Below are 23,798 nucleotides of genomic sequence, written 5' to 3' on the forward strand. Positions count from 1 at the left end.
GCGCACGCCGCGCGGCGCACGCCCCTCCCGGCCCTCCCCCATAGGAGTGACACCATGGCAGTCCAGCCCCCACCCGCCGACCAGCGGATCGTCATCGAGAACGTCGCGATCGCCACCGTCGACGCCGACGACACCGAGTACGCCCGCGGCCACGTGGTCGTCCTCGGCAACACGATCGAGTCGGTCGGCGACGGACCCGCCCCGCAGTGGCTGGACAACGTGGTGCGCCGGATCAACGGCGAGGGCCACCTGATCACCCCCGGCCTGGTCAACACCCACCACCACTTCTACCAGTGGATCACCCGCGGCCTCGCCCAGAACGACATCCTGTTCGACTGGCTCGTCGCCCTCTACCCGACCTGGGCCCGGATCGACGAGAAGCTCGTCCACGCCGCCAGCCAGGGCTCCGCCGCCGCCCTCCTCAAGTCCGGCTGCACCACCGCCTCCGACCACCACTACGTCTTCCCCAAGGACGGCGGCGACGTCCTCGGCGCCTCCATCGAGGCCGTCCGGGAACTCGGCCTGCGGTTCACGGCGCTGCGCGGCTCCATGGACCGCGGCAAGAAGGACGGCGGCCTCCCGCCGGACCACGCGGTCGAGGAGCTCGACGACATCCTCACCGCCTCCGAGGCCGCCGTGGACACCTACCACGACTCCTCCTTCGGCTCGATGCTGCACATCGCCATCGCGCCCTGCTCGCCGTTCTCGGTCTCCACCGACCTGCTCCGCCGGTCCGCCGAACTCGCCCGCCGCAAGGGCGTCCGGCTGCACACCCACGGCTCGGAGACCGCCGAGGAGGAGCAGTTCTGCAAGGAACTGTTCGGCATGGGCCCGACCGACTACTTCGAGTCCGTCGGCTGGCTCGGCGAGGACGTCTGGATGGCGCACTGCGTCCACATGAACGACTCCGACATCGCCAAGTTCGCCGAGACCGGCACCGGCGTGGCCCACTGCCCCTCCTCCAACGCCCGGCTGGCCGCCGGGATCGCCCGCGTCCCCGACATGCTCAGGGCCGGCGTCCCGGTCGGCCTCGGCGTCGACGGCACCGCCTCCAACGAGTCCGGCGAACTCGGCACCGAGCTGCGCAACGCCCTGCTGATCAACCGTCTGCACGGGTCCCCGGCCGCCCTCACCGGCCGCCAGGCGCTGCGGCTGGGCACCATGGGCGGCGCCCGGGTGCTCGGCCGCCAGGACGAGATCGGCTCGATCGAGGTCGGCAAGCTCGCCGACCTCGCGCTGTGGAAGATCGACGGTGTCCTGCACTCCTCCATCGCCGACCCGGTCGCCGCCCTCACCTTCGGCGCCCTGCCGCCGCTGGCCGTGCTGTTCGTCAACGGCAACGCCGTCGTCGAGAAGGGCCAGCTGACCACCGTCGACGAGGACCGGATCGCCCGCGCCTGCGCCCGCGCCGCCAAGGAGCTCGCCGCCCGGCCGCTCTGACGCCCCGCTCCTCCTCCACCCCTGAACTCCGGGCCGCCCAGGGACGGTGCGTGACCCGGACTCCGCAACCCGGCCTTCCCGGCCGGCGCGCGGACCGCAGCCCCGGACCCACGGCGAGGGTCCGGGGCTGCGGCGTGCCCGGGGGCGGGTGGCGAGTGACGGATAACAGCGAACAGATGACAGCTGACGAAAGTTGTCATCTGTTATCTGTTCGCTGAAATCTGTTCGCCGTGATTCGCTTGCTGTGATCCGTTCGCCGTGGTGCGTCCGCCGCTACGCGCCCGGTCTCAGGCGGTGCGCCCGAGCGAGCCGAGGTAGGCGCGCCAGCCCCCGTGGTGGGTGATCTCGCGGTGCACCCCCCGCTCCACCTCGCCGCGGGCGAGCAGCATCGACAGGCAGGCGGAGCCGTCGTCGAGCTTGATGACGCCGAGCTCCAACTCCCGCGGCTCGCCGGGGAGGATGACGTCGCGCAGGTGCTCCAGGGTGATCTCGTAGAGCTCGCCCTCGATGGCGGTGTCGACCGCCGGATCGGCGAGCAGGCCCGGGCAGACGTCGTCGATCGAGAAGAAGCGGTAGCCGGGGGCCGTCCGGGCCGGGCCGACCAGCGAGTCGGCGACCTTGGCGTGGAACGGTCCGCCGACCATGGCCTGGCCGTTGAAGAAGATGCGGGGCACGGTTGAACTCCTTACCGGGTACCGGGAAAAAGCCGTTCCGCACGGCGACGAGAGGACAGGTGGAATCGTCGCCGTACGGAACGGAGCAATGGGCCGGCGGGACCGCTACAGCCTGGCAGGCGGCAGCGGCGGCGCCGGCGGATGGATTGGGACTCAGCCCAGCAGGGGAAGCGCGGGGAGGGTCAGGAAGTCCGCGAACTCCTCGGCCAGGGCGACCTGTTCGAAGAGCTGGGCGGCCTCGCGCCAGCGGCCGCCGGCGTACGCGTCCGCACCCAGCTCGGCCAGGAGTTCGGCCAACTCCGCGGCGACCAGGGCGCGGACGAGGTCCGCGGTGGCCTTCTCACCGGTGTCGGACAGGACGACGCCGTTGTGGATCCACTGCCAGATCTGCGAGCGGGAGATCTCCGCGGTGGCGGCGTCCTCCATCATGTTGAAGATGCCGACCGCACCGAGGCCGCGCAGCCAGGCCTCGATGTAGCGAATGCCGACCTGGACGGCGTTGTGCAGCCCCGCGTGGGTGCAGCTGCCGTCGGCGCCGGCGATGTCGAGCAGCTGGGTCGCGGTGACCGGCTCGGAGGGCCCGGGGTGGTCCTTCTGGTGGGGGCGCTCGCCGAGCACCGCGTCGAAGGAGGCGCGGGCGACCGGCACCAGGTCCGGGTGGGCGACCCAGGAGCCGTCGAAGCCGTTGCCGGCCTCGCGGTCCTTGTCCGCCTTGACCTTCTCCAGGGCGGCGGCGTTGACCTCCGGGTCCCTGCGGCTGGGGATGAACGCGGCCATGCCGCCGATCGCGTGGGCGCCGCGTTTGTGGCAGGTCTGCACCAGCAGGCGGGTGTAGGCGGCCATGAACGGCGAGGCCATGGTGACGCTGTTGCGGTCCGGCAGGACGTACTGCTCGCCGGCGTCGCGGAAGTTCTTGACGATCGAGAACAGGTAGTCCCAGCGCCCGGCGTTGAGGCCGGCCGCGTGGTCGCGCAGCTCGTAGAGGATCTCGTCCATCTCGAACGCGGCGGTGATGGTCTCGATCAGCACGGTGGCGCGGACGGTGCCGTGCGGGATGCCGAGCGCGGCCTGGGCGTGGGTGAACACGTCGTTCCAGAGCCGGGCTTCGAGGTGGCTCTCGGTCTTCGGCAGGTAGAAGTACGGGCCGGAGTTGGGGTCCTCGGCGCCCTTGGCGAGCAGCCGGGCGGCGTTGTGGAAGAAGTACAGGCCGAAGTCGAGGAAGGCTCCGGCGACCGGGGAGCCGTCGACGAGCAGGTGGTTCTCGTCCAGGTGCCAGCCGCGCGGGCGGACCACGACGGTGGCGAGTTCGGCGGCGGGCTTGAGGGCGTACGCCTTTCCGGCGGAGGTGGTGAAGTCGATCCGGCCCTCGAAGGCGTCGATCAGGTTGATCTGGCCGCTGACCACGTTCTCCCAGGTCGGGGAGGTGGCGTCCTCGAAGTCGGCGAGCCAGATCCGCGCGCCGGAGTTGAGGGCGTTGATGACCATCTTGCGGTCGGTGGGACCGGTGATCTCGACCCGGCGGTCCTGGAGCGCGCGGGGCGCCTCGGCGACCTTCCAGTCGGCGGCCCGGACGTCGGCGGTGTCGGGGAGGAAGTCCAGCGTGCCGGCTCTGGCGATCTCCGCCCGGCGGGCCTTCCGCCCGGCCAGGAGCTCCTGTCGGCGCCCTTCGAAAGCGCGATGGAGGCCGACGACGAAGGCGACCGCCTCCGGAGTGAGCACCTCCTCCGCCCGGTGAACGCGCGGACCGGCGACAGTGACGACCGGAGCAGCGGGGGAGGCGCCGACGGGTCCCTGTTCTGTAGCCATGGGCAGGACACTCCTAAGCGGTTGAGCCTGGCGAAGGGAGCTCCGGTGGGAACTTCCTTGATCGGAACCCACCTGTCGGCGGGTTCGATTCTGTAAGGTGGAGACTAGTTTCCGCGATACAGAATTTCAACGGTTTGTTGATGTGATCGCCGGGACTCTACTCCTCCCCGACAGCGAAGGGAACGCCGGTGGTTTCGACCCCCGACACAGCATCGACGACCAGCCCGGACCGCGCGACCGGCGGCGTGCAGTCCGTCGAGCGCGCCTTCCAACTCCTGGAGGCGCTGGCCGACTCCGGCGGCGTGGCCACCCTCAGCGAGCTCTCCGCCAGCTCCGGCCTGCCGATGCCGACCATCCACCGCCTGGTTCGTACCCTCGTCCAGCAGGGCTATGTACGCCAGGACACCGCGCGTCGCTACACCCTCGGCCCCCGGCTGATCCGCCTCGGCGAGACGGCCGGCCGGCTGCTCGGCAGCTGGGCCCGCCCCTACCTGGCCGAACTCATGGAGGCCACCGGCGAGACCGCCAACCTGGCGGTGCTGGAGGGCGGCGAGGTGGTGTACGTCGGGCAGGTGCAGTCGCGGCGCTCGATGCGGATGTTCACCGAGGTCGGCCGACGGGTGCAGCCGCACTGCACGGGCGTCGGCAAGGCGCTGCTGGCCCAGCTCCCCGAGGACGAGGCGCGCGCCGTCCTGGGCCCCAACCCGCTGCCCGCGCACACCGAGTACACCGTCACCGACCCGCAGGAACTGCTGCACCAGCTCGCCGAGGCGCGCGAGCGCGGCTACGTGGTCGACGACCAGGAGCAGGAGATCGGCGTCCGCTGCATCGCGCTCGCCGTACCGGGCGCGCCGACGCCCACCGCCCTGTCGGTGTCCGGCCCGGAGGCCCGTATCCGGGCCCTGGAGGAGCAGGCCGGCACGTCCTCGCTGGTGCCGGTGATGCACCACATCGCGACCCGGCTGGGGCAGGTCCTCGCACCCTGACCCGTCGCCACCGCCCGCTTCACGCACGGGAAGTCGATCCGGTCGACTTCCCGTACGTACGCTCCCCCGTTCGGGCGGACGCCGAGCGGGTTGCACCGGCCCCCGGCGCAGGCTCCGCCACCCTGGTGCGGACGCGGCCCGCAGCGGCGCGGGCGGCCGGGGCCCCGGGACAGGGTGGACGACGATGACGTACAGGCGTTCGACAATGCGAGGCGGGTCCGGGCAGGGCGGGTCCGGGCAGGGCGGGTCCGGGCAGGGCGGGTCCAGGCGGGGCGGGTCCGGGCAGGCCAGCAGGCTCCGCGGATTCCGCGCGGCCTCGCTCGTCGCCGCGATGGCGGCCGGCTGTTCGGTGGCGACGCTGACCGCCGGCCCGTCCTGGGCGCTGCGGCGGCCCGAGCCCCGGCCGGCGGTGGACACGGCAGCCCCCACGGCGTCCCGCTCCGATCTGGAGGTGGTCCGGCTCGACCCGGACGCCGCCCCGCCCGGCGGCACCACCACCGTCCACGCCTTCATCGCCAACCGCGGCCCGGACACCACCGCCGCACCGTTCACCGTGCTGGTGACGCTGCCTCCCGGGGTCTCCCCAGTGGGCCCGTACTTCCCCGAGGACTGCGAGGTGCGGCTCAACGGCCGGCAGGTGCGCTGTGTCTTCCCGGCCGGACTGCCCCCGCTGCGCAGCGCGACCGCGCTGGTACCGGTGCACCTCTCCCCGGACCTGCGGATCGGCAAGCTCACCGGCGGCTCGGTCGCGGTGCGCGGCGTGGACGACCCGGACGAGGGGAACAACCGGCAGCCGTTCGACATCACGGTGGTCGAGACGGCTCCCGGTTCCTGACCCGGAAGCCCCGAAGGCCCTACCGGTACACGCGGACGTAGTCGGCGGCGAAGGTGATCGGGGCGGTGCCCTGCGGCGCCGGGTGGTACTTCCCCGCGCCGACCGACAGGTTGAGGATCAGGTACGCCGACCAGTTGGCGCCGACGCCCTTGCCGTCCGAGAACACCTTGGCGCCGTTGACGTACCAGTCCACCGAGGTGGCGCCGTAATAGGTGCCGATGGTCACCCACTGGTCCTTCGCGACGGCACCGGCGTCGGTGTAGTACTTGGGGTTGCCGGGGTTGACGTGGTTGGTCAGCTCCAGCAGGTTCGGGTTGTCGGGGTGGTACTCGAAGGAGTCGACCTCCCCGTTGCCGTTCTTCCAGGTCCAGAAGGCCGGCCAGGCGCCGGAGCCGGACGGCAGCTTGACCCGGGTCTCGGCGTAGTCGCCGGTCCTGACCTGGAAGCCCTCGCTGGAGCCCTCGGTGGTCAGGAAGCCGGTGTTCCAGGCCTGCTTGCCGTTCTCCAGCGTGGTGGTGCCGGGCGCAGCGGTGAAGGTGGCGACCCCGTTCGCGACGCTGACGTTGTTCTTGTTCAGCAGGTCGAGCTTGTTGTCGTCCGGGTTGTGGTTTCCGTACTTGTACGCGGTGCTCTTGTCGCCGACCCAGCGCGAGCCCCAGCTGATCGGGCCGTTGAACTCGTCGGACCAGGTCAGCGACTTGCCGGCGACCGGGGATACGGGGGTGCCGGCCGACGGGCTGGCGGTGGCGCTCGGGCTGCTCGGGCTCGGGCTGCTCGTCGGGGTCGGCTTCGCGGTGGGGGGCGCCGTCGGGGTCGGGGCGGGAGTCGGGGTCGGGGCGGGAGTCGGGGTCGGGGCGGGAGTCGGCTTCGTGGTGGGCGTCGGGGTCGGGGGCGGAGTCGGCGCCGGGGTGCTGGAGACCACCAGCTGCTGCGAGGCCAGGTTGTGCCAGGCCCCGCCGAGGTCCTGCCAGAAGCCGAACTGGGTGTACGTCCCGGCCGGCAGGGCGCGTGCGCCGCTGGTGAAGGACAGGCCGCTCGGGCAGATCTGCACATTGGAGGCGTTGCCCGGGAAGTCGAGGTTCGCACCGGCCGCGTTCCGGGCGCCCACGCCGACGGTCTTCGCGGTGAAGCAGGCCGAGGAGTGGAGGGTCAGCGAGGCGGTGGCGGCCTGGTTGGCGACCATGGTCGCCGGGGCGAGCCGGTCCTGGGTGACGGTCGGGGCGGTGGCGGCCTGGGCGCCGGAGACGGCCGGCAGGCCGAGCAGTCCGGCGCCGGTGACGGCGAGCGCTCCGGTGACGGCGAGGGCGGCGTTGCGGCCCCGGTGGGAGGGACGGGCGTGGCGCGGCGCGCGGCGCCGGGCAGGCTGGTGCATGGCAGTGTCCTCTGCGACGCCTGCGAGGTGAGCTGTCGGATTCGGGCTGAGGCAGCCCGGCCGCCGGTGGAAGCGGCTTCACCCCTAGCCACGGCCCGCACGCGGGAGCGTACGGGCCGGGCGCTGACCTTGGTTCCCCCGCTCCCGTCCGCTGTGGTGCTCGGTTGCCGGCCGGCGGGTGGACAGGACTCGGCGTCCCGGCGGCGGGGGTCCGCGAGGGCGGACGACGGTTGCAGGCTAGGCAGGCCGTCCGTGAACGGACAACCTGCTCGGGCCGGTTGTCGCACAGGTCACAGTGGTGTCGATCAACGACGCTGCGTGGTGGATCAGTTGGGACGGATCAGCGGAGCCGTCGAGCTGCCGAACGGCGAATCGGCGAATCGGCGAATCGGCGGTCCACGGGTCAAGCGAGCCAGTTGTCGACCTGGCTCTCGGCCTCCGGTGCCCAGGCGAGTTCCAGGTGGTTGAGGCCGGTGAGCAGCCGGGTGCCGCCGATCGTCGCGATGCCGGTGGTGTCCAGGGCGCTCGCGGTGAACACGATGCCGTCGCTGGGCCCCCGGTTCTCGTTGAGCACGCCCGGGATGTCGGCGGACCCGCCCGCGAGCAGATAGGTGCGCACCGACGCGGGGACGCCCGCCTGTTGCAGCGGCGCGATCAGCGAACCGGCGTCGATCGCCGCCTGGATGCCCTGGCCGGAGGTGTAGAAGCCCTGGCCGCCGTAGTAGGTGGTCCACCAGTCCTGGGCGGTGCCGTCCACCCCGTACCGGCCGTCCCAGCGGGCGAGCAGCTGGCGCTGGCCCGGGTAGCAGTCGTAGCCGCCGGTGGGCAGCACGCCGAGGCAGGGCTGCGCCGTGTAGGTGCCGTAGCAGGTCATGTAGAGGTTCGGGGACGGCGCGTTGGCGGTGCCGCCGCAGGCCGGCCAGCTCGCGAGGTCGAACGACCAGCCGTGCGCGTACACGTAGTCGAGCCCGCCGTTCGGGCCCCCGAGGGTGATCAGGCGGCGCACGTCGCCCGCGTAGGCCCGCCCCCAGGACGGGCGCACCGAGGACACGTACGCCCGGGCGGCGACCTCGCCCTTGCTCCAGGCCACCACGTCCACCTGCGGGACGCCGAGGCGGGCCCGGATCAGCGCGACGGCGTCGCCGACGGCCTGCGCCTGGAGCAGGTTGTCGCCCTGCTTGTGGGCGAAGCCGATGGCGAACACCCGGTGGCCGGTGCCGGCGAGGTACTGGGCGAGGCCGGTGGACGGGCAGGCGGAGGCACCGCAGGTGCCGCTCTCCCCCGGGTGCGCCCAGGCGCGGTCGGCGTTGTCGTTGGCGCCGTGGACCAGCAGCACGGGGGTCGGACGGCTACCGGTGTCCCAGCCGGTCGCCGAGTACAGCAGGAAGCGGCTGGAGGAGGGCTGGCCGGTGCCGCCGAAGTACGTCCGGCGGGCGCCGTCCTGGTCGCCGCGGCCGTCGGCCGGGTACTGCTCGGTGCGGAAGCCGGGGGTGGTGTCGAGGTAGCGCTCGACCTTGGCCCAGCCGTTGCCGGGGGCGGGGAAGGCGGCTTCGAGGGTGAGCGGGGCGGTGGCCGCCTGGGCGGTGGTCTGGGCAGTGACGGTCTGGGCAGCGGTGGGCTGGGCGGGAGTGGGGGTGCCGAGGAGCAGCGCGGCGAGGGTGAGCAGGAGGGCGGACAACGCGGTGGGGGTGCGTCTGACGGCGGTGGGGGTGTGCCGCATGGGGGTGGGGGTGCGTCTCATGGGGGTGGACGGTAGGACCGGCCGCCGGCGGGCGCCCAGGTGCCCGCCGCACACCGCGCCGGCCTGCGCGGTGGCGGCCGGTGCCGTGGCGCACCGTCCACGGGTGCGCCCACCCGGCTCACCGGGTCGGATAAATTGGAGGTCCGACATCTTCCGCAGTGCACAAGACCGCCGTGCACGGCCCCACAGGAACGAGGTACCGCCCCACCATGACCGCGCCCCTGCCCGCCTTCGCCGGCCGCACCTACCTCTTCCGGGCCGACAACGGCGCGGCCTTCCGCAACACCTACTCGGCCGACGGCAGGCGGCTGCGCTGGGAGGGCCTCGGCGAGTCGGCGGGCCAGTGGGAGGACGTGCGGCTGCACGTCGCCGAGGTGGCGCCGGAGATCTACTTCATCAGCTGGACCGAGGAGAGCGGGATCACCGTCAGCCACGTGATGGACCTCGGCCGGCTGACGGTGCGCGCCTTCTGGACGTACGAGGGCGAGGGCGGCCGGGTCGGCGAGCTGCACACCGGGACGCTGGAGCGGGTGGCCTGAGCCTCACCGCTCCCGCGCCCCCTCGCTGTCCGTCGGCTTACTCAGACCGTCTGAGCAGACTGCCTGCTCAGACAGTCTGCTCGGGCGGCCTGCTCAGGCAGCCTGGTTCGGGACCTTGAGGTGCTGGGACATCCACTCCAGCGAGGACGGCAGCAGCGCGCTCCAGGTCTCGAAGTTGTGGCCGCCGTTCTCCAACATGCTGTAGGAGACCTTCATCGGGGACTGCACGGCGTCGACGAAGGCCTCGGTGTCGCGCCGGTAGTCGCCGTCGCCCTTCTTGGTGCCGGCCAGCAGCACGGACACCTTGGGCTGCGGCAGGTTCTTCAACCGCCACATCAGGTTGGCCTCGTCACGACGCTGCTTGCTGCCGCCGAACAGGTCGCCCGTGGTCGGGTCGTCGGCGGCGTCGTAGTAGGCGGAGAGCGCGACGGCGGTCGGAAAGACGTCCGGGTGGCGCATGGCCAGCTTGAGGGCGCAGTAGCCGCCGGTCGAGTTGCCCATGAAGGCCCAGGCCTGCGGGTCGGAGGAGACCCGGAAGCTCGCCTGGATCGCTGAGGGGACGTCCTTGGTGAAGTACGTGTCGGACTGCGCGCCGCCCGGAATGTCCTCGCACTCGGTGTCCTGCGGCAGGGCCGGCGAGGGGCGCATCAGCACCATGACGGTCGGCTGCATGTTGCCGTCCTGGAGCAACTTGAGCGCTGCGCCCGGGTAGTTGAACCGGGTGATCAGGTTCTCGGCGATCCCGGGGAAGCCAGTGCTGACGATCACCGCCGGGAACTGCCGCTGCGCGTACTCCGGTTGGAAGTACTGCGGCGGCAGGAAGACGTACCCCTCGGTGGACAGCCGGCTGGCCGCGCCGTCGATCCGCACCTTGCGGATCTCACCGGACTGGCTGGGCTCGCGGCCCATCGCGCCGCCGCCCTTGACGGAGGCGTGGCCGATCGTCTCCACGAGCAGCCGGCCGGACGCGTCCGCCTTGTTGTGGATCACCACCGGGCCGGTGTCACCGGTGCCCAGCAGGTCGTCCCAACTGCTGTAGAAGGCGAAGTAGTTGTTCGCCACCAGGCCGAGCGCGGCCAGCACCGCGAGCTGGGTGGCGAGCAGGGAGCCGATCCGGCCGAGCACCGCCTGCCAGGTCTGCTTGGCGAGTCTTGGCCACAGCCAGACCGTGCCGGCCGTCATCACGACGGCGATCAATACGGCCAGCGCCAACACCTTGTGGCTCGTCAGACCCATGTCCTACTTGCTCCCACGCCTCGAACTCCCCGCCCCCTCCGTCCAGGACATCCGAGGTGGTCACCCCGGTTCCCCCACCGGGGCGCGCGATCACCCACCCTAACGGGGCCGGGGAGGAGGAACAGGTGACAGATGACAGATAACAGATAACAGATAACGAAATCTGTCAGCTGTTATCTGTCACCTGTACGCGGCCGGGCGGGCTCAGCCCTCCCGCCCGTAGAGCCGCAGCCCCGCCGTGAGTTCGCGCATGCAGCGCGCACCGAGCTCCCGCGGGGAGCCCGGGCCGGCCGTGGGCGCGTCCGAGGCGGCCCACTCCTCCAGCGCGACCCGGATCGCCGCCGTCGCCGCAGCTGCGGCCAGTCGGATCTCCAGCGGGTCGGTGCCGCCCAGGCAACGCTCCGCGAGGACCGCCCGCAGCCGCTCCTCGGAGTCGGCGTGGACGCGCTGCCACGTGCCGTCGAGGCGCGGGTCGCGCAGCAGGCTTCGCGTCCACTCCATCGCCTCGACCGCCTCCTCGTCGGGCGGGGTCAGCGAGGCGACCGCCGAGCGCTCCAGAGCCTCGCGCAGCGGCAGATCGGCCGGGGTCTCGGCGAGCTGGTCGACCCAGCGACGCCCACCGGCCGCCAGCAGCGGCGCGACGGCGTCCTCCTTGACGGAGAAGTACCGGTAGAAGGTGCGCAGCGAGATGCCGGCCGCGAGGGCGATCTCCTCGGCGGTGGTCGCCTCGGCCCCGCGCTCGGCGAAGAGTGCGGCGGCGGTACGGGCGATGTCCAGCCGGGTGGCGTCGCGGCGGCGTTGATTCAGGGTGGGGCGTCCGGTCACAGGGTCAGCGTACGCGGGCCGGTGCCACTGTGGCGCGTTGCGCCGAAGTGACACCCAGAGGACTTATTGGCACGTTATGCCATTAAGGCGTACCGTGCCTCTTGAGGTCGAGAGGCCACGAACGAACGAACGGAGTACCACCATGGAGCGCTTCAGCGGACGGAACGTCCTGATCACCGGCGGCGGCTCTGGCATCGGCCAGGCCACCGTGCACCGGATCCTCGCCGAGGGAGGGAAGGTCGTCGCCGTCGACGTCGACGAGGACGGCCTGAAGGCGACCCTGGACCGCGCGACCGCCGACGGCACCGCGGACCGCCTGGCCATCCAGGTCCTGGACATCTCGGACGAGGCGGCCGTCGTCACCGGCGTCGCGGCGGCGATCACGGACCTCGGCGGGCTGGACGCCCTGGTCAACGCGGCCGGCATCCTCCGCTCCTCGCACACCCACGAGACCAGCCTGGAGTTCTGGAACAAGCTCCTCGCGGTCAACCTGACCGGCACCTTCCTGATGACCCGCGAGGCGCTCCCCTCGCTGCTCGCGGGTGGCAGGGGCGTGGTGGTCAACTTCAGCTCCACCTCGGCGAGCTTCGCCCACCCCTACATGGCCGCGTACGCCGCGACCAAGGGCGGCATCCAGTCCTTCACCCACGCCATCGCCTCCGAGTACGCGAAGCAGGGCCTGCGTGCGGTCTGCGTCGCGCCGGGCAGCATCGACAGCGGCATGACCCACAACCCCGGGCTGCCCGCCGACGCCGACTTCAGCCTGCTCGCCAAGCTCGCCCCGGCCCTCGGCCAGGGCTTCGCGGGTCCGGAGACGGTGGCCGGGGTGATCGCGATGCTGGCCTCCGACGACGGCGCGTTCGTCACCGGCACCGAGCTCCGCATCGACGGCGGCACTCACATGTGAGCCGCCGGACGGCCGCGCGACGGCGGGGCCCCGGCCACCCCCCCCCCCGGTGACACGGGCCCCGCCGTCGCGTCGCGGACGGCGGGGCCGGGCTCGTGACGGCAGCCGGGCTCGTGACGGCAGCCCGGGTCAGCCGAGGCCACCGTTGCGGGCCGCGGCGAGAACGGCGGCGGCGGCTCGGTCGGCGGTGTCGCCGTCCACCCGCTCGGCCGTGATCAGGACCCGGAAGTACAACGGCGCGGCGAGGTTCTTGATGACCTCGGCCGGGTCGGTGCCGGGTGGCAGCTGCTCGCCTTCGGCGCGTTCGCGGCCGTCGAGCGGGTGGCGGGGTGGATCGGCGGGTGACCGGCCCGCCCGGCCGTCAGCTGCAACCGTCAGCGCAGCGGCTTCGCCATCACGAGCTCCCGGGCGACCCCGCCGGCGAGCGGCCCGCCGGGCCCGCCGGGCTCGGTGAGTGCGGTGAGTGCGGTGAGTGCGGTGAGCTCGGTGAAGCCGTGCCGGCGGTAGAGCGTGATCGCGGGTTCGTTGCCGGGGAGCACCGCGAGGCGCAGCGTGCTGCCGCCGGATGCGCGGGCCCAGCGCTCGACCTCCTCCAGCAGGCGGTCGGCGACGCCCCTGCCGCGCGCCTTCGGTCCGACCCACACCGAGCGCAACTCCCGTACGCCGTCGGCTCCGGGGAGACCGTCCGCCAGGCCGACGGGCGTGGCGTCCGGACCGTCCGGACCGTCCAGCAGCGCCGCAACGTGGTGGGCGCCCGGAAGGTGCAACCGGGCGCGCCACCGTTCCTCGCCGCCGTGGTGCCAGTCCGCCAGGCGGGCCTTGAAGGCGTGCGGCGCGTCGGAGAGGGCGGCGAGGCGCAGGTCGCGCCAGAGCGGCCAGTCGTCGGTCGTGAGGATGCGCAGGGTCACCATGGCCGTCACGGTAGGGCGTGGGCGGCGGGCCTTCACCGAGGACCCTGGTTCGGCCTGCGGCCGGTCGAGACCGGGGCGGGCCGAGCGGGAACGGTTCAGGGCGTGCGCCACTCGGTGGCGAAGGCGGCGGCCGGGTTGGCGGTGAGGAGGAGGCCGGGCAGTTCGGGGCCGAAGGTGCGGGCGAGCCGTGGGGCGAGGTCGTCGAGCAGTGCGGTCGGGCCGTCGGCCCGACGGGCGGTGCGGGTGGTGGTGTCGGCGCCGAGGAGGAGGCGGGAGGCGTGGCCGGCCTCGACGAGGTCGGCGATGACGTCGAAGGCCTGGTGGTCGGCCGGGTGGCCGGCCCGGGAGGGGCTGTCCAGCGCGAAGTAGACGCCTTCCGCGGCGAGTTCGCGATGCACCCGCACATCCGGCAGCCGGGTGAGGTGACCGAGGATGATCCGGTGGGGCGGGACGCCGTGTCGAACGTGCAGCCGGTTCAGGACGAGGTGCGGGTCGGCTCGGGGTTCGAGGTGGACGGCGATCGGGGCACCGGTGGCGTGGTGCGCGTCGGCGGCCGCGGCCATCACCCGGCGGGTGTGCGCCGTGATGGCCCCGGGGTCGCAGGCGATCTTGATCAGGCCCGCCCGGACGGCCTCGGGCGACGCGGGTGCTTCGGGGACCTCGGCGGCTACGGGGGCCTCGGCTGCTACGGGCGGTCCAGGCAACTCGGTGGCCGGTTCGGCCGTCAGCCCGGTGGTGAGTTCGGCGGTGAAGCGTTCGGCCAGCCCGTCGTACACGGCAGGGAGGGTGTCCGGGTCGTAGTGGGCCGCCTGGTGCAGGCCGGTGGCGGCGACGACGTGGACTCCGGTCGCACGGGAGAGCTTCGCGAGGGAGTCCGCTCCGCGACCCATGCCGTACGGGGTCCACTGGACGAACGACCGTCCGCCGGCCGCCGCGAAGGCGCGCAGGACACCCTCGGCGGCGGCCGGGTCGTCCAGTTCCTCGCCGGGGAGCAGGGGGCTGCGGATGAAGAGGTGGTCGTGGGAGTCGGTGGCACCGAGTTCCGCGGGGTCGAGGTCGCCGAGAACGGTACGGATCGTGGGGGTCATGCCCGGTCCGCCTCGGCCGGGGATGCGGGGGTCGGGGATGCGGGGGTCGGGGACGTCTCGGTCGGGGGTACCTCGGTCGGGGGTACCTCGGTCGGGGGTACCTCGGTCGGGGGTACCTCGGCGAAGGTGGCGGTGGCGACCCGCAGGCCGGCCAGAGCCTTGGGGACGCCGACGTAGGGGGCGAGGTGGACGATGACCTCGGTGATCTCCTCCCTGGTCAGGCCGATCCGCAGACTGTTGCGGACGTGGTCGGCGAGCTGCGGCTCCACGCCGCCGAGGGCGGTGAGCGCGGCCAGGTTGGCCACCTGCCGGTCGCGCAGGGCGAGACCGGGGCGCTGGTAGGTGCCGCCGAAGAGACTGGTGACGATCCAGTCGGGGAAACCGGGTGCGAGACCGTCCAGGCCGCCGAGGGTCGCGGCGGCGACCGGGCCGGCGAGGTCGGCGAGCAGGGCGTAGCCGGCTTCGCGGTCGAGCGGCGCGGGGGTCAGGTCGGCCGGTGTCATCGGGGCGGGGGGTGGGACGGCGGGGGCGGTCGCGGGGGTGACGGGGGCGGTCGCGGAGGCGGGCGTGGGGCTGGTCATGGGAGTGGCGAAACCTTTCACCAGTGCCGGCCGCCAGGCAGCCGGTCGAGTTCGGGACGGGACAGGTGCAGCACCTGGTAGCGGCTGCCCGGCACGTCGTCCGGGGCCGGGCCGTGCCAGAGGGCGAAGCGGACCAGCTCCCAGCGGCTCGGGTCCACCGCGACGGCGGCGGTGTGCAGAGCGGGGTGCGCGGGGAACTCGGCGAGGGCCCGCTCGACCGCCTCGGCGGGATCGTCGGACTCGGGGAGCCTGACGGTGTGGCGGGTAGCCGTGGTCGCGGTCGTGGTCACGGTCGTGGTCACGGTCGAGGTCGAGGTCGAGGTCGCCGGAGCATCCGGCACGGCGCCGTGGGCCAGACCGGCGCCGAGCCAGTGACGGACGACCGGGCGGCCGAAGTCGGCGCTCAGGCCGCGGAAGCCCGGTCCCCAGAGGAAGCTGTTCATGCCCTCGACGGTGCGCCAGAGGTAGAACGGCGCGTACTGGTTGACGGGCGACCCGTCGCGGCCCCGCTCACGGACCAGGTACGCCTTGAGCCCGAGGCCCGGGTGCGCGTCGAGCAGATGGCCCTTGTCGGCGACGCGCTTGCGGATGATCCCCAGGTCGTAGTCGGCGGGGAGGGTGATCTCGTACTGCATGGCGTGCACGGCGGGTCTCCTCGGTCGGATCGTCGAGCGGGCGTCGCTCGGCCAGTCGGTCACGCGCTCGGTCACGCGGTCACTCGGTCACTCGGTCAGTCGGTCACGCGGCCGCTCAGCCGTGCGAGGCGCGGGTCAGGCGGTGCGTTGGGCGGCGAGCAGGCCGAGGGCGCCGCGTACGGCCTGATCAAAGGGCTCGGCCCGGCCGGCCGCGCGGGCCAGAACGTAGCCGCCCTGGACGACGGCGACCACGGCAGCGGCGGTGTCGGCCGGGTCGACACCGGGGGCGAGCTCGCCCGCCGCCTGGCCCTCGGCCACCAACTCGGCGATCCGGGCGCGCAGCCAGTCGAAGGTCTCCTCGACGGGGGCGCGCAGTTCGGGGTCGGCGATGACGTCCGGGTCCTGGGCCATCCGGCCGATCCGGCAGCCGCGCAGCACGTCGCGGTCGCGGCGCAGGTAGGCGGCGATGCGGTCGTACGCGCTGCCGGGGGCGGACAGGTCGGCGGCGGCGACTCCCCGCAGCTGCTCGGCACTGCGGCGCAGCGCGGCGGCGGCGAGGTCGGGCTTGCCGGCGAAGTGGTGGTACATGCTGCCCTGGCCGACGCCGGCGTGCTGCTGGATGGCCTTGGGGCTGGTGCCGACGTAGCCACGCTCCCAGAGGAGTGCCTGGGTGCTCTCGATGAGGCGGTCCTGGGTGGTCATGCGAACCACTGTACATACCAGTAGGTACAGAAGGCCAGGGATTGCCCGGCTCGACGCGGACGCGAGGCGGGCCGACGCGGTCCGCCCCGTGGACAAGGCGGGCGGACGGGTACGCGCCGGGGACGACTGAGGGCCGTGCGCCGCCCCCCGGCGGCCACGGCCCCTCGCCCGCTCGTCTCCCCCTCCCCGACCGGCGGCACTCCACCGCGGCCGGTGGCGCGCGTCACGTCGGGCGGGCGCTCACGGAAGCTCGCGCCTGACCACCGGGGCTACCTCCGCCGCGAACAGCTCCAACTGCTCCCGCTGCGCCCCTTCCGTCAGAGCGTCGACTCCGATCCCGACCACCTCGTTGCCGAAGGCCTCGTGATAGCGGTGGATCTTCTCGATCACCTGCTGCGGGCTTCCGACCAGGGCCGAACCGTGCTCCAGCGCGTCCTCCAGCGAGGTGAACGGCGACTTGTTGTGCCGGCCGGCCGCCGAACCGAACATCGCGTCCCAGTACGGACGGAAGCCCTCGACCGCGTCCTGCGAGCGCTTGGCGACGTACAGCCCGCCGAAGCTCGCGCCCACCCTGGCCCCCCTCGGATCGCGCCCGTAGTGCGCCCAGCGCTCGCGGTAGTGCTCCACCAGGGAGCGGTACTTGGCCAGCGGGTGGAAGGAGTTGGCGGAGAAGAGCGGATCACCGTAGCGGGCGGCCAGGTCGGTGGACTGGGTGCTGGTCGCGCTGCCGTGCCACACCGGGATCGGGTCCTGCAACGGGCGCGGCGCGACGGCCGCGTCCTTGAGCGGCGGGCGGGTCGAGCCCTCCCAGGTCACCGTCTCCTCGCGCCAGAGCCGGCGCAACAGGCCGTAGTTCTCGGCGAGCGCGTCCCACTGGCGCTCCTCGGGCAGGCCGAACAGGTCGAAGTGCCGCGGGTCGTTGCCCTTGCCGATGATCAACTCGACCCTGCCTCCGGAGAGCTGGTCGAGCAGGGCGTAGTCCTCGGCGACCCGGACCGGATCCAGGATGCTCAGCACCGTCACCGTGGTGAACAGCCGGATGGTGGAGGTGCGGGCCGCTATCGCGCTGAGCAACACCGGCGGCGCCGGGGAGAGGAACGGTTCACCGTGCCGCTCCCCCACGCCGTAGCCGTCGTAACCGAGTTGCTCGGCCACGACCGCCTGGTCGATGACGTTCCACAGCTTCTCCTGCGGGGTGCGCTGGACGCCGGTCACGGGATCGGGTCCGTTGGCGACGAGGGACGAGACGGTGAACCGCACGGCGGGTCTCCTTGGGGGCGCTCGATGGGGCCTCGGCGCGACGCCCTGACCCGAGGCGCGGGCAGGGCTGCCGAGGAGGGGTGGCGGCGGCCCGCGCGGAACGCCCCGGTACGGGCTGCGCTCACGCGGGCGGCACCGGGAGGGGATCGCGGCGGAGCGGCTCTGGGGCGGCGTCAGCGCGAGGTGCGGCGGCGACGACAACAGCGGGGCGCGGCGGTCACGGGTGCGGTCGCGGTTGGGGTCGCGGGTGCGGTCACAGCCTGGACGGTCATCGCGACTCCCCCTTCGCCTCGCACGCGTACGATCCTCCGCGAGCATAAGCACCGGTCAGAAACAGGGCAAGGGCTTGATCCGCCCGCGGCGACTGGCAAGATGTCCGGCATGAGCTACCTCGCCGCGGATGACCGCTATGCCTCGATGACCTACCGCAAGGCCGGCCGCAGCGGCGTTCAGCTGCCGGCCGTCTCCCTCGGCCTCTGGCACAACTTCGGTGACGCCCAGCCGCTGGAGGTCCAGCGGGCGGTACTGCGCCGCGCCTTCGACCGGGGGATCACCCACTTCGACCTCGCGAACAACTACGGTCCGCCGTACGGCAGCGCCGAACGCAACTTCGGCTACCTGTTCGCCCAGGACTTCCGCCCGTACCGCGACGAGCTGTTCATCGCCAGCAAGGCCGGCTGGGACATGTGGCCCGGCCCGTACGGCAACGGCGGCAGCCGCAAGTACCTGCTGGCCAGCCTGGACCAGTCGCTGGGCCGGATGGGGCTGGACTACGTCGACGTCTTCTACTCCCACCGCTACGACCCGGACACCCCGCTCGAGGAGACGATGGGCGCGCTGGACAGCGCGGTGCGCTCGGGCAAGGCGCTGTACGCGGCGATCTCGAACTACCCGGCGGAGCAGCACCGGGAGGCGGTGGCGATCCTGCGCGAGCTGGGCACGCCGGTGCTGCTGAACCAGTCGGCGTACTCGATCCTCAACCGGTACGTGGAGGAGGGCGTGCTGGACGCGGTGGGCGAGACCCGGACCAGCCTCATCGCCTACTCGCCGCTCGCCCAGGGCCTGCTGACGGATCGCTACCTGTCAGGTGAGGTGCCGGCCGGTTCGCGGATGTCGGTCGGGCGGTTCCTGACCGAGGAGGCACTCAGCGGGCCGAAGCTGGAGCAGCTGCGGGCACTCAACAAGGTCGCCGAGCGGCGCGGGCAGACGCTGGCGCAGCTCGCGCTGTGCTGGGTCCTGCGGGACCCGCGGGTGGTCTCGGTGATCATCGGGGCGAGCAGCGTCGCCCAGCTGGACCAGAACATCGACGCGCTCGCGGGCGGTCCGCTGACCGCGGAGGAGCTGGCGGAGATCGACCGACTCAGCCTCTGAGCGGGGAGGGGGGCGGGCGGGGCTTGCCGGCGGAACGGGCGAACAACTGACAGCTGACAGATTTCATCATCTGTCAGCTGTCAGTTGTCGGCTGTCAGCTGTCAGTTGTCATCTGTCAGCGGCGGATGCCCAAGGCGGGCAGTACCGTTTCTGCAACCCGGTGGGCCTCCTCCAGCAGGGGGTTGCCGGAGAGGATGAAGGTGTCGACGCCCAACGACTCGAACTCCTGCAACCGCTCGACCACCTGGGCAGTCGAGCCGACCACCGCCGTACCGGGGCCGGGGCGGAACAGGCTCATTCCTGGCCAGAGGTTCGGGTAGGCCTCCAGCTCCCGGGCCCGTGCGGGCACCTTGCCGCCGTGCTGGCGGAACTGCCGCTGCCAGCCGACCCCGTCCTCCCCCTTGGCGCCGCCCAGTTGACGGGCGTACGTGGCCTCGCTGGTGACGTCGAGCAGGCGGTCGGCGGCCGCCCAGGCCTCATCCTCGGTGTCGCGGACGATCAGGTGCAGCCGCAGCCCGATCCGCAGGGTCCGGCCGTGGGCGGCGGCCCGCGCCCGGACCAGGTCCAGCTTCTCCTTGAGCAGGTGCGGCGGCTCGCCCCAGGTCAGGTAGACGTCCACGTGCTCGGCCGCCATCTCGATGCCGGCCGCCGAACTGCCGCCGAACCAGAGCGGGATGCCGCCGGGCTGGACCGGCGCCAGCTCCCTCAGGCTCGCGCCCGCGTTCTTCAGATCGTAGAACTCGCCCTTGTGGTCGAAGACTTCGCCGGCGGTCAGGCGCTTGACGATCGACCAGTACTCGGCGCTGAGCCGGTAGCGGTCGTCGTGCTCGACGTCCAGTCCGTACTCGCGCAGTTGCGCGGTCGAGCCGTTGACCACGTTGAACCGCAGTCGGCCGCCGTGCATCCGGTCGAAGCTGAGCGCCATCTTGGCCAGCAGGGTGGGCGAGACCAGCCCCGGGTGGACGGCCAGCAGCGGCTTGAACGCCGGGGTGGTGGCGGCCGCGAGCGCGCTGCCGAGCGTCCACACATCGTAGAGGTCGGTCGCGAGCAGGGCGCCGGTGTAGCCCAACCGCTCGACGCTCCCCGCCAGTTGCTGCAAGTAGCGGAGATCCACCGGGCGGCGTCCGGCCGGCTCCCACGGGTAGCGGCCCTCGCGCGGGATGATGTACCAGAGGACTTCGGAGGCCATGGTTCAGACCGCCTTGGCGAGCGCGGCGGCCACCGGGGCCTCCAGCTCGGGCAGATGGGCGTCGGCGACGGTCAGCGCCCGGTCGATGAACCCGACCCCGTGGAAGATGTCCGCGGCCTCCTGCTGCTCGGCGATGAACCCGGCGGTGGCGGGCTCCAGTTGCCACGGCAGTGCGGCCAGCGCCGCCTGCCAGTCGACGGCCGAGCCGCCCAGCTGCTCCGCCGCGATCGCAGCCGCCTCGGCCGGGTGGGCGGCCACCCAGGCGTCGGCCCGGCGCAGCGCGGCGGCGATCGCGGCGACCACCTCGGGGCGCTCGGTCGCGAAGTCCCGGCGGGTGAAGAACACCGAGCGGTCGGTGATGACGTCGCCGGTGCGGATCAGCTCCCGGAAGCCCCCGCTCCGGCGGGCGGCGGCCAGTTCGGCGCCCTGGGCGATCCACCCCACGATCTCGCCGTCGCGCAGCCGCTGGGCCTGGTCCTGGCCGGCCGCCGGGCGCACCGGGGTGACGTCCTCGGCGTACGAAAGTCCCTGCGCGTGCAGGGCCTTGGCGAGCAGATGGGTCTGCCAGGATCCGATGCCCAGCACGACGGTGCCGCCCTTGAGGTCCGCCACCGCCTGGACCGGGCCGCCGTCCAGCACCAGCAGAGCGCCGTGGTCGGGCCGGGGTGCGGAGACCGCCGCGTACACCAGGTCGTGGCCGGCCGCCTGGGCGGTGACCGGCGGGGTCGAGCCCGTCCCGCCGAAGTCGATGGTGCCGTCGGCGAGCAGCGCACCGGTGCGGGTGCCGTCGGCGTAGTGGTGGAAGGCGCCGGTCTCGCCGAGCGGGGCCAGTTCCTCGTCCAGGTAGGGCAGTCGGGCGAGGTAGTAGAGCGAGGGGTTGCTGGCGTGGACGCCGAGGGTCACGGTCATCTGTTCAACTCCGGTGGTGCGGGCTGGCGTTATCGAGGACGGTTCGGTGGGGCCGATTACGGGTCAGTGGACGCCGAGGTCGGCCAGCAGTCGGCGGCGCAGGTCGGCGAAGGCCGGGTCTGCGGGGTCGCGGGGGTGGTCGACGGCGACCGGCTCGTCGCGCACGAGCAGGCCGTCGCGCAGGACGGCGACGCGGTCGGCGAGCCGGACGGCCTCCTCCACGTCGTGGGTGACCAGCAGCACGGCGGGGCGGTGGCGGCGGACGAGGTCACCGACCAGGTCCTGCATGCGCAGTCGGGTGAGCGCGTCCAGTGCGGCGAACGGCTCGTCGAGCAGCAGCAGTTGGGGTTCGCGGACGAGGGCCCTGGCGAGGGCGACGCGCTGCGCCTCGCCGCCCGAGAGGGTGGCCGGCCAGGCGTCGGCGTGCTTGTCGAGGCCGACCTCGGCGAGCGCCTTGAGTCCGGTCTCCCGGGTGGCGGCGCCGCGCGGCAGGCCGACCGTGACGTTGGCCAACACCCGCTTGGACGGCACGAGTCGGGGCTCCTGGAAGACCACCGTTCGCACCGGCGGGACGAGTACGGTGCCCTCGTCGGCCCGGTCGAGCGCGCCGAGGATGCGCAGCAGGGTGGTCTTGCCGGTGCCGCTGGCGCCCAGCAGCGCGACGAACTCGCCCCGGGCGATGGAGAGATCGACGCCGTCGAGGACGGCCCGGGTGCCGAACACCCGTCGCAGGCCCCGCAGGTGGACGGCCGGAGCCGCGGTCGCGGGCGCGGAGGTCGCAGGCGCGGAGGTGGCGGAGGTCGTGGAGGTAGCGGTGCTCATCGGGCTGCCCCCTGGACGGCCTGGCGCCACGGCATCAGGAGGCGTTCCAGGACCCGGACGACCGCGTCGGCGGTGAGGCCGAGCAACCCGTAGATCAGGATGCAGACGGCGAGGATGTCGGTGCGCGAGTAGTTCTGCGCCTGGGCCATCAAGTATCCGATCCCCTCGGTGGAGTTGATCTCCTCGGCGGCGATCAGGGCGATCACGCTGAGCGTCATCGACAGCCGCAGGCCGGACAGCAGGGCGGGCAGCGCGCCGGGCAGGACGACGGTGCGCACGATGGCCCAGCGGCCGAGCCCGAAGCTGCGCATCGCCTCGACCAGCTTGCGGTCGGTGTTGCGGACGCCGCCGGAAGCGGACACGTACATCGGGAAGCTGGTGGCGACGCCGATCAGGGCGACCTTCGCGGTCTCGGTGATGCCGAACCACACCATGAACAGCGGGACCAGCGCCAGGAACGGGACGGTGCGCAGCACCTGGATCGCGGAGTCGAGCAGTTCCTCGCCGAGCCGGGTGAAGCCGGTGACCACGCCGAGCACCAGACCGGTGGTCGCGCCGAAGAACAGGCCGAGGCCGGCCCGGGTGAGGGAGACCCCGAGGGCATCGGCGAGCTGGCCGTTGCCCCACAACTCGCCGACGGCTTCGGCGACCTGGGCGGGTGAGGCGAGGACGTCCTGGGTGAGGGCGCCGGTGGCGGAGGCGAGCGCCCAGCCGCCGAGCAGGGCGAGCGGGCCCAGGGTGCGCAGGATCACGGCGAGGGCGCGCGGGCGGGGTCGCTGCCGCCTGGTGTGCGGGGTGACGAGTCCGGCGTCGAGGGCGGTTCGGGTCTCGTCGGTGGCGCGTTCGGGGGCGGCGGTGGTCACTTGGCACCGTCCCCGAGCTTGTTGATGTCGATCAGGTACGGCTTGACGTCCACGAGTTGCTTGGTGACCTTCTGGTCGGCGAAGAACCGGGCGACGGTGCCGAAGCGGGCGGTGTCGGCGTCGGAGATGGCCTCCGCGGCGGCGCCCTGCCCGCTGACGTTCACCGCGATGTCCTTCTCGGCGGGGGTGACGGCGGTCGGGCCGGAGTCGGTGAAGACGTTGAGGTAGGCGGCCGGGTCCGCCTTCTCCTTGAGGCCGTTCTCGCGCAGGTAGGTGTAGAAGGTCTTGACCACCTCGGGGTGCTTGTCGGCGAAGCCGTTGCGGACGGCCCAGACGGCGTAGTTGTCGGAGCCGACCTCCTTGCCGTTGGCCAGGAAGTGCGCCCCGGCGTTGGCGATGGTGGGCGTGGAGAAGGTGTTCCAGGTCGCCCAGGCGTCCACCTGGCCGGAGTTGAAGACGCCTGCCGTCTGGTCGGCGCGCAGGTAGACCCGTTCGACCTTGTCGGCCGGGACGCCGTTCTTCTCCAGCGCCTTGAGCAGCAGGTACTCACTGGTGCCGCCCTGGGAGACGGCGACCTTGCGGCCGACCAGGTCCTGGACGGACTTGATGGGCGAGTCGTTCTTCACCAGGATCCCTTCGCCGACGCCGTCGGGCGCGGTCTGGGCGAACAGCTTGAAGCCGGGCTTCTGGGCGAGCGCGGCGACGGCCGAGGTGATCGAGCCCTGGGCGACGTCCAGTTGGTCGGCGGACAGGGCCTGTGCGGCCGGGGCGAACGGGCCCGCGCTGCCGGTCCAGGCGACCTTCGCGTGGACGGCGGCCAGAGCCTTGTCCAGCGAGCCGTCCTTCTTGCCGCGGGCGAGGAACCCGTTGTTTCCGGGGTCGGGCAGGCGGAGCACCACGTCGGCCTTGCCGCCGGCCCCGCCGTCGGCGGAGGCCTTGGCCCCGTCGGCGGACGAGCCGCAGGCGGCCAGTGCGGTGGAGGCGAGCAGCGCGGTGGCGGCGAGGGCGAAGCGGGGGGTCTTCACGGGGTCTCCAAACGAAGGACAGCTGACAAGTGACAACTTTTGAAATCTGTTATCTGAAATCTGTCTGCTGAAATCTGTTAG

The 23,798-nt window shown here is 72.5% G+C and carries 23 protein-coding genes and 1 riboswitch; of the genes, 6 read left to right on the top strand and 17 right to left on the bottom strand.

Annotated features, from left to right (window positions below; translation table 11 throughout):
* The first annotated feature begins 54 nt into the window (after positions 1-54).
* Positions 55-1,440, top strand: coding sequence for an 8-oxoguanine deaminase (locus ACIP37_RS10125; protein ID WP_400805007.1), 1,386 nt, complete (start codon positions 55-57; stop codon positions 1,438-1,440).
* A 287-nt stretch (positions 1,441-1,727) separates the two neighbouring features.
* On the opposite strand, the gene ACIP37_RS10130 is transcribed toward ACIP37_RS10125, so the two are convergent.
* Both ACIP37_RS10130 and aceB read right to left on the bottom strand, forming a co-directional pair.
* Positions 1,728-2,114 (bottom strand): gamma-glutamylcyclotransferase, encoded by a 387-nt coding sequence (locus tag ACIP37_RS10130; RefSeq protein ID WP_363579264.1) that lies wholly within the window; start codon positions 2,112-2,114, stop codon positions 1,728-1,730.
* 153 nt (positions 2,115-2,267) lie between these two features.
* A complete protein-coding gene (gene aceB / locus ACIP37_RS10135) occupies positions 2,268-3,920 on the bottom strand; it encodes a malate synthase A (RefSeq protein ID WP_400805006.1) in 1,653 nt (550 codons plus the stop codon).
* A gap of 188 nt (positions 3,921-4,108) precedes the next feature.
* Here aceB and ACIP37_RS10140 point away from each other — a divergent pair, with 188 nt between their 5' ends.
* Both ACIP37_RS10140 and ACIP37_RS10145 read left to right on the top strand, forming a co-directional pair.
* A complete protein-coding gene (locus tag ACIP37_RS10140) occupies positions 4,109-4,906 on the top strand; it encodes an IclR family transcriptional regulator (RefSeq protein WP_363579268.1) in 798 nt (265 codons plus the stop codon).
* A 349-nt stretch (positions 4,907-5,255) separates the two neighbouring features.
* The gene (locus tag ACIP37_RS10145; RefSeq protein WP_400805004.1) at positions 5,256-5,741 is read left to right on the top strand and encodes a hypothetical protein; all 486 of its coding nucleotides are present in this window, start codon (positions 5,256-5,258) and stop codon (positions 5,739-5,741) included.
* 19 nt (positions 5,742-5,760) lie between these two features.
* On the opposite strand, the gene ACIP37_RS10150 is transcribed toward ACIP37_RS10145, so the two are convergent.
* Together ACIP37_RS10150 and ACIP37_RS10155 are read right to left on the bottom strand one after the other, a co-directional pair.
* Positions 5,761-7,113 carry a hypothetical protein gene (locus ACIP37_RS10150; RefSeq protein ID WP_400843606.1) on the bottom strand — a complete coding sequence of 451 codons (1,353 nt, stop codon included), beginning with the start codon at positions 7,111-7,113 and terminating at the stop codon, positions 5,761-5,763.
* 2 nt (positions 7,114-7,115) lie between these two features.
* A riboswitch (cyclic di-AMP (ydaO/yuaA leader) is annotated at positions 7,116-7,282 on the bottom strand.
* A 234-nt stretch (positions 7,283-7,516) separates the two neighbouring features.
* Positions 7,517-8,854 (bottom strand): esterase/lipase family protein, encoded by a 1,338-nt coding sequence (locus ACIP37_RS10155; protein ID WP_400805000.1) that lies wholly within the window; start codon positions 8,852-8,854, stop codon positions 7,517-7,519.
* A gap of 209 nt (positions 8,855-9,063) precedes the next feature.
* On the opposite strand from ACIP37_RS10155, the gene ACIP37_RS10160 reads away from it, so the two are divergent.
* Positions 9,064-9,393, top strand: coding sequence for a MoaF-related domain-containing protein (locus ACIP37_RS10160; protein ID WP_063349998.1), 330 nt, complete (start codon positions 9,064-9,066; stop codon positions 9,391-9,393).
* A 93-nt stretch (positions 9,394-9,486) separates the two neighbouring features.
* Here ACIP37_RS10160 and ACIP37_RS10165 read toward each other — a convergent pair whose 3' ends face one another.
* Complete coding sequence (locus tag ACIP37_RS10165; RefSeq protein ID WP_363627546.1) at positions 9,487-10,629, bottom strand: alpha/beta hydrolase-fold protein; 1,143 nt, start codon at positions 10,627-10,629, stop codon at positions 9,487-9,489.
* Positions 10,630-10,833: 204 nt separating this feature from the next.
* Positions 10,834-11,454 carry a TetR family transcriptional regulator gene (locus ACIP37_RS10170; protein ID WP_400804997.1) on the bottom strand — a complete coding sequence of 207 codons (621 nt, stop codon included), beginning with the start codon at positions 11,452-11,454 and terminating at the stop codon, positions 10,834-10,836.
* A gap of 142 nt (positions 11,455-11,596) precedes the next feature.
* On the opposite strand from ACIP37_RS10170, the gene ACIP37_RS10175 reads away from it, so the two are divergent.
* On the top strand, positions 11,597-12,361 hold the full coding sequence (locus tag ACIP37_RS10175; protein ID WP_363579279.1) for an SDR family oxidoreductase: 765 nt from the start codon (positions 11,597-11,599) through the stop codon (positions 12,359-12,361).
* A 374-nt stretch (positions 12,362-12,735) separates the two neighbouring features.
* On the opposite strand, the gene ACIP37_RS10180 is transcribed toward ACIP37_RS10175, so the two are convergent.
* The 6 genes from ACIP37_RS10180 to ACIP37_RS10205 form a co-directional block, all read right to left on the bottom strand.
* Positions 12,736-13,272, bottom strand: a complete 537-nt coding sequence (locus ACIP37_RS10180; RefSeq protein ID WP_363627547.1) for a GNAT family N-acetyltransferase — start codon at positions 13,270-13,272, stop codon at positions 12,736-12,738.
* A gap of 95 nt (positions 13,273-13,367) precedes the next feature.
* Positions 13,368-14,360, bottom strand: a complete 993-nt coding sequence (locus ACIP37_RS10185) for a phosphotriesterase (protein WP_363579283.1) — start codon at positions 14,358-14,360, stop codon at positions 13,368-13,370.
* Positions 14,357-14,941: a carboxymuconolactone decarboxylase family protein gene (locus ACIP37_RS10190; protein WP_363627548.1), complete on the bottom strand. Its 585-nt coding sequence runs from the start codon at positions 14,939-14,941 to the stop codon at positions 14,357-14,359. Before ACIP37_RS10190 ends, ACIP37_RS10185 begins: the two co-directional genes overlap by 4 nt.
* A 17-nt stretch (positions 14,942-14,958) precedes the next feature.
* The gene (locus tag ACIP37_RS10195; RefSeq protein WP_400843698.1) at positions 14,959-15,585 is read right to left on the bottom strand and encodes a DUF4865 family protein; all 627 of its coding nucleotides are present in this window, start codon (positions 15,583-15,585) and stop codon (positions 14,959-14,961) included.
* Positions 15,586-15,711: 126 nt separating this feature from the next.
* The gene (locus ACIP37_RS10200; RefSeq protein WP_363579286.1) at positions 15,712-16,278 is read right to left on the bottom strand and encodes a TetR/AcrR family transcriptional regulator; all 567 of its coding nucleotides are present in this window, start codon (positions 16,276-16,278) and stop codon (positions 15,712-15,714) included.
* Positions 16,279-16,518: 240 nt separating this feature from the next.
* Entirely contained in the window at positions 16,519-17,538 is a 1,020-nt protein-coding gene (locus tag ACIP37_RS10205) for an LLM class flavin-dependent oxidoreductase (protein WP_400804994.1), read from the bottom strand.
* 381 nt (positions 17,539-17,919) lie between these two features.
* Between ACIP37_RS10205 and ACIP37_RS10210 the strand changes: the two genes are divergently transcribed.
* On the top strand, positions 17,920-18,909 hold the full coding sequence (locus ACIP37_RS10210) for an aldo/keto reductase (protein ID WP_363579290.1): 990 nt from the start codon (positions 17,920-17,922) through the stop codon (positions 18,907-18,909).
* Positions 18,910-19,024: 115 nt separating this feature from the next.
* Here the strand turns inward: ACIP37_RS10210 and ACIP37_RS10215 are convergent, their stop codons facing one another.
* The 5 genes from ACIP37_RS10215 to ACIP37_RS10235 all read right to left on the bottom strand — a co-directional run bounded on the left by ACIP37_RS10215 (position 19,025) and on the right by ACIP37_RS10235 (position 23,717).
* On the bottom strand, positions 19,025-20,098 hold the full coding sequence (locus ACIP37_RS10215) for an LLM class flavin-dependent oxidoreductase (RefSeq protein ID WP_363579292.1): 1,074 nt from the start codon (positions 20,096-20,098) through the stop codon (positions 19,025-19,027).
* A gap of 3 nt (positions 20,099-20,101) precedes the next feature.
* The gene (locus ACIP37_RS10220) at positions 20,102-21,007 is read right to left on the bottom strand and encodes an ABC transporter substrate-binding protein (protein WP_400804992.1); all 906 of its coding nucleotides are present in this window, start codon (positions 21,005-21,007) and stop codon (positions 20,102-20,104) included.
* 63 nt (positions 21,008-21,070) lie between these two features.
* A complete protein-coding gene (locus ACIP37_RS10225; protein ID WP_400804990.1) occupies positions 21,071-21,829 on the bottom strand; it encodes an ABC transporter ATP-binding protein in 759 nt (252 codons plus the stop codon).
* Positions 21,826-22,692 carry an ABC transporter permease gene (locus tag ACIP37_RS10230; protein ID WP_363579298.1) on the bottom strand — a complete coding sequence of 289 codons (867 nt, stop codon included), beginning with the start codon at positions 22,690-22,692 and terminating at the stop codon, positions 21,826-21,828. The genes ACIP37_RS10225 and ACIP37_RS10230 overlap by 4 nt, the downstream gene beginning before the upstream one ends.
* On the bottom strand, positions 22,689-23,717 hold the full coding sequence (locus tag ACIP37_RS10235) for an NrtA/SsuA/CpmA family ABC transporter substrate-binding protein (RefSeq protein ID WP_363579300.1): 1,029 nt from the start codon (positions 23,715-23,717) through the stop codon (positions 22,689-22,691). The genes ACIP37_RS10230 and ACIP37_RS10235 overlap by 4 nt, the downstream gene beginning before the upstream one ends.
* Between the last annotated feature and the right edge of the window lie 81 nt (positions 23,718-23,798).

The organism is Kitasatospora sp. NPDC088861, assembly GCF_044750105.1.
In the GTDB taxonomy this organism is placed as follows: Bacteria; Actinomycetota; Actinomycetes; order Streptomycetales; family Streptomycetaceae; genus Kitasatospora.

Coding starts and splice junctions, on each gene's coding strand:
- ACIP37_RS10125 (WP_400805007.1), top strand. CDS start 55: ATGGCAGTCCAGCCCCCACCCGCCGACCAGCGGATCGTCATCGAGAAC.
- ACIP37_RS10180 (WP_363627547.1), bottom strand. CDS start 13,272: ATGGTGACCCTGCGCATCCTCACGACCGACGACTGGCCGCTCTGGCGC.
- ACIP37_RS10225 (WP_400804990.1), bottom strand. CDS start 21,829: ATGAGCACCGCTACCTCCACGACCTCCGCCACCTCCGCGCCTGCGACC.
- ACIP37_RS10210 (WP_363579290.1), top strand. CDS start 17,920: ATGAGCTACCTCGCCGCGGATGACCGCTATGCCTCGATGACCTACCGC.
- ACIP37_RS10190 (WP_363627548.1), bottom strand. CDS start 14,941: ATGACCAGCCCCACGCCCGCCTCCGCGACCGCCCCCGTCACCCCCGCG.
- ACIP37_RS10185 (WP_363579283.1), bottom strand. CDS start 14,360: ATGACCCCCACGATCCGTACCGTTCTCGGCGACCTCGACCCCGCGGAA.
- ACIP37_RS10165 (WP_363627546.1), bottom strand. CDS start 10,629: ATGGGTCTGACGAGCCACAAGGTGTTGGCGCTGGCCGTATTGATCGCC.
- ACIP37_RS10155 (WP_400805000.1), bottom strand. CDS start 8,854: ATGAGACGCACCCCCACCCCCATGCGGCACACCCCCACCGCCGTCAGA.
- ACIP37_RS10200 (WP_363579286.1), bottom strand. CDS start 16,278: ATGACCACCCAGGACCGCCTCATCGAGAGCACCCAGGCACTCCTCTGG.
- ACIP37_RS10160 (WP_063349998.1), top strand. CDS start 9,064: ATGACCGCGCCCCTGCCCGCCTTCGCCGGCCGCACCTACCTCTTCCGG.
- ACIP37_RS10150 (WP_400843606.1), bottom strand. CDS start 7,113: ATGCACCAGCCTGCCCGGCGCCGCGCGCCGCGCCACGCCCGTCCCTCC.
- ACIP37_RS10175 (WP_363579279.1), top strand. CDS start 11,597: ATGGAGCGCTTCAGCGGACGGAACGTCCTGATCACCGGCGGCGGCTCT.
- aceB (WP_400805006.1), bottom strand. CDS start 3,920: ATGGCTACAGAACAGGGACCCGTCGGCGCCTCCCCCGCTGCTCCGGTC.
- ACIP37_RS10220 (WP_400804992.1), bottom strand. CDS start 21,007: ATGACCGTGACCCTCGGCGTCCACGCCAGCAACCCCTCGCTCTACTAC.
- ACIP37_RS10215 (WP_363579292.1), bottom strand. CDS start 20,098: ATGGCCTCCGAAGTCCTCTGGTACATCATCCCGCGCGAGGGCCGCTAC.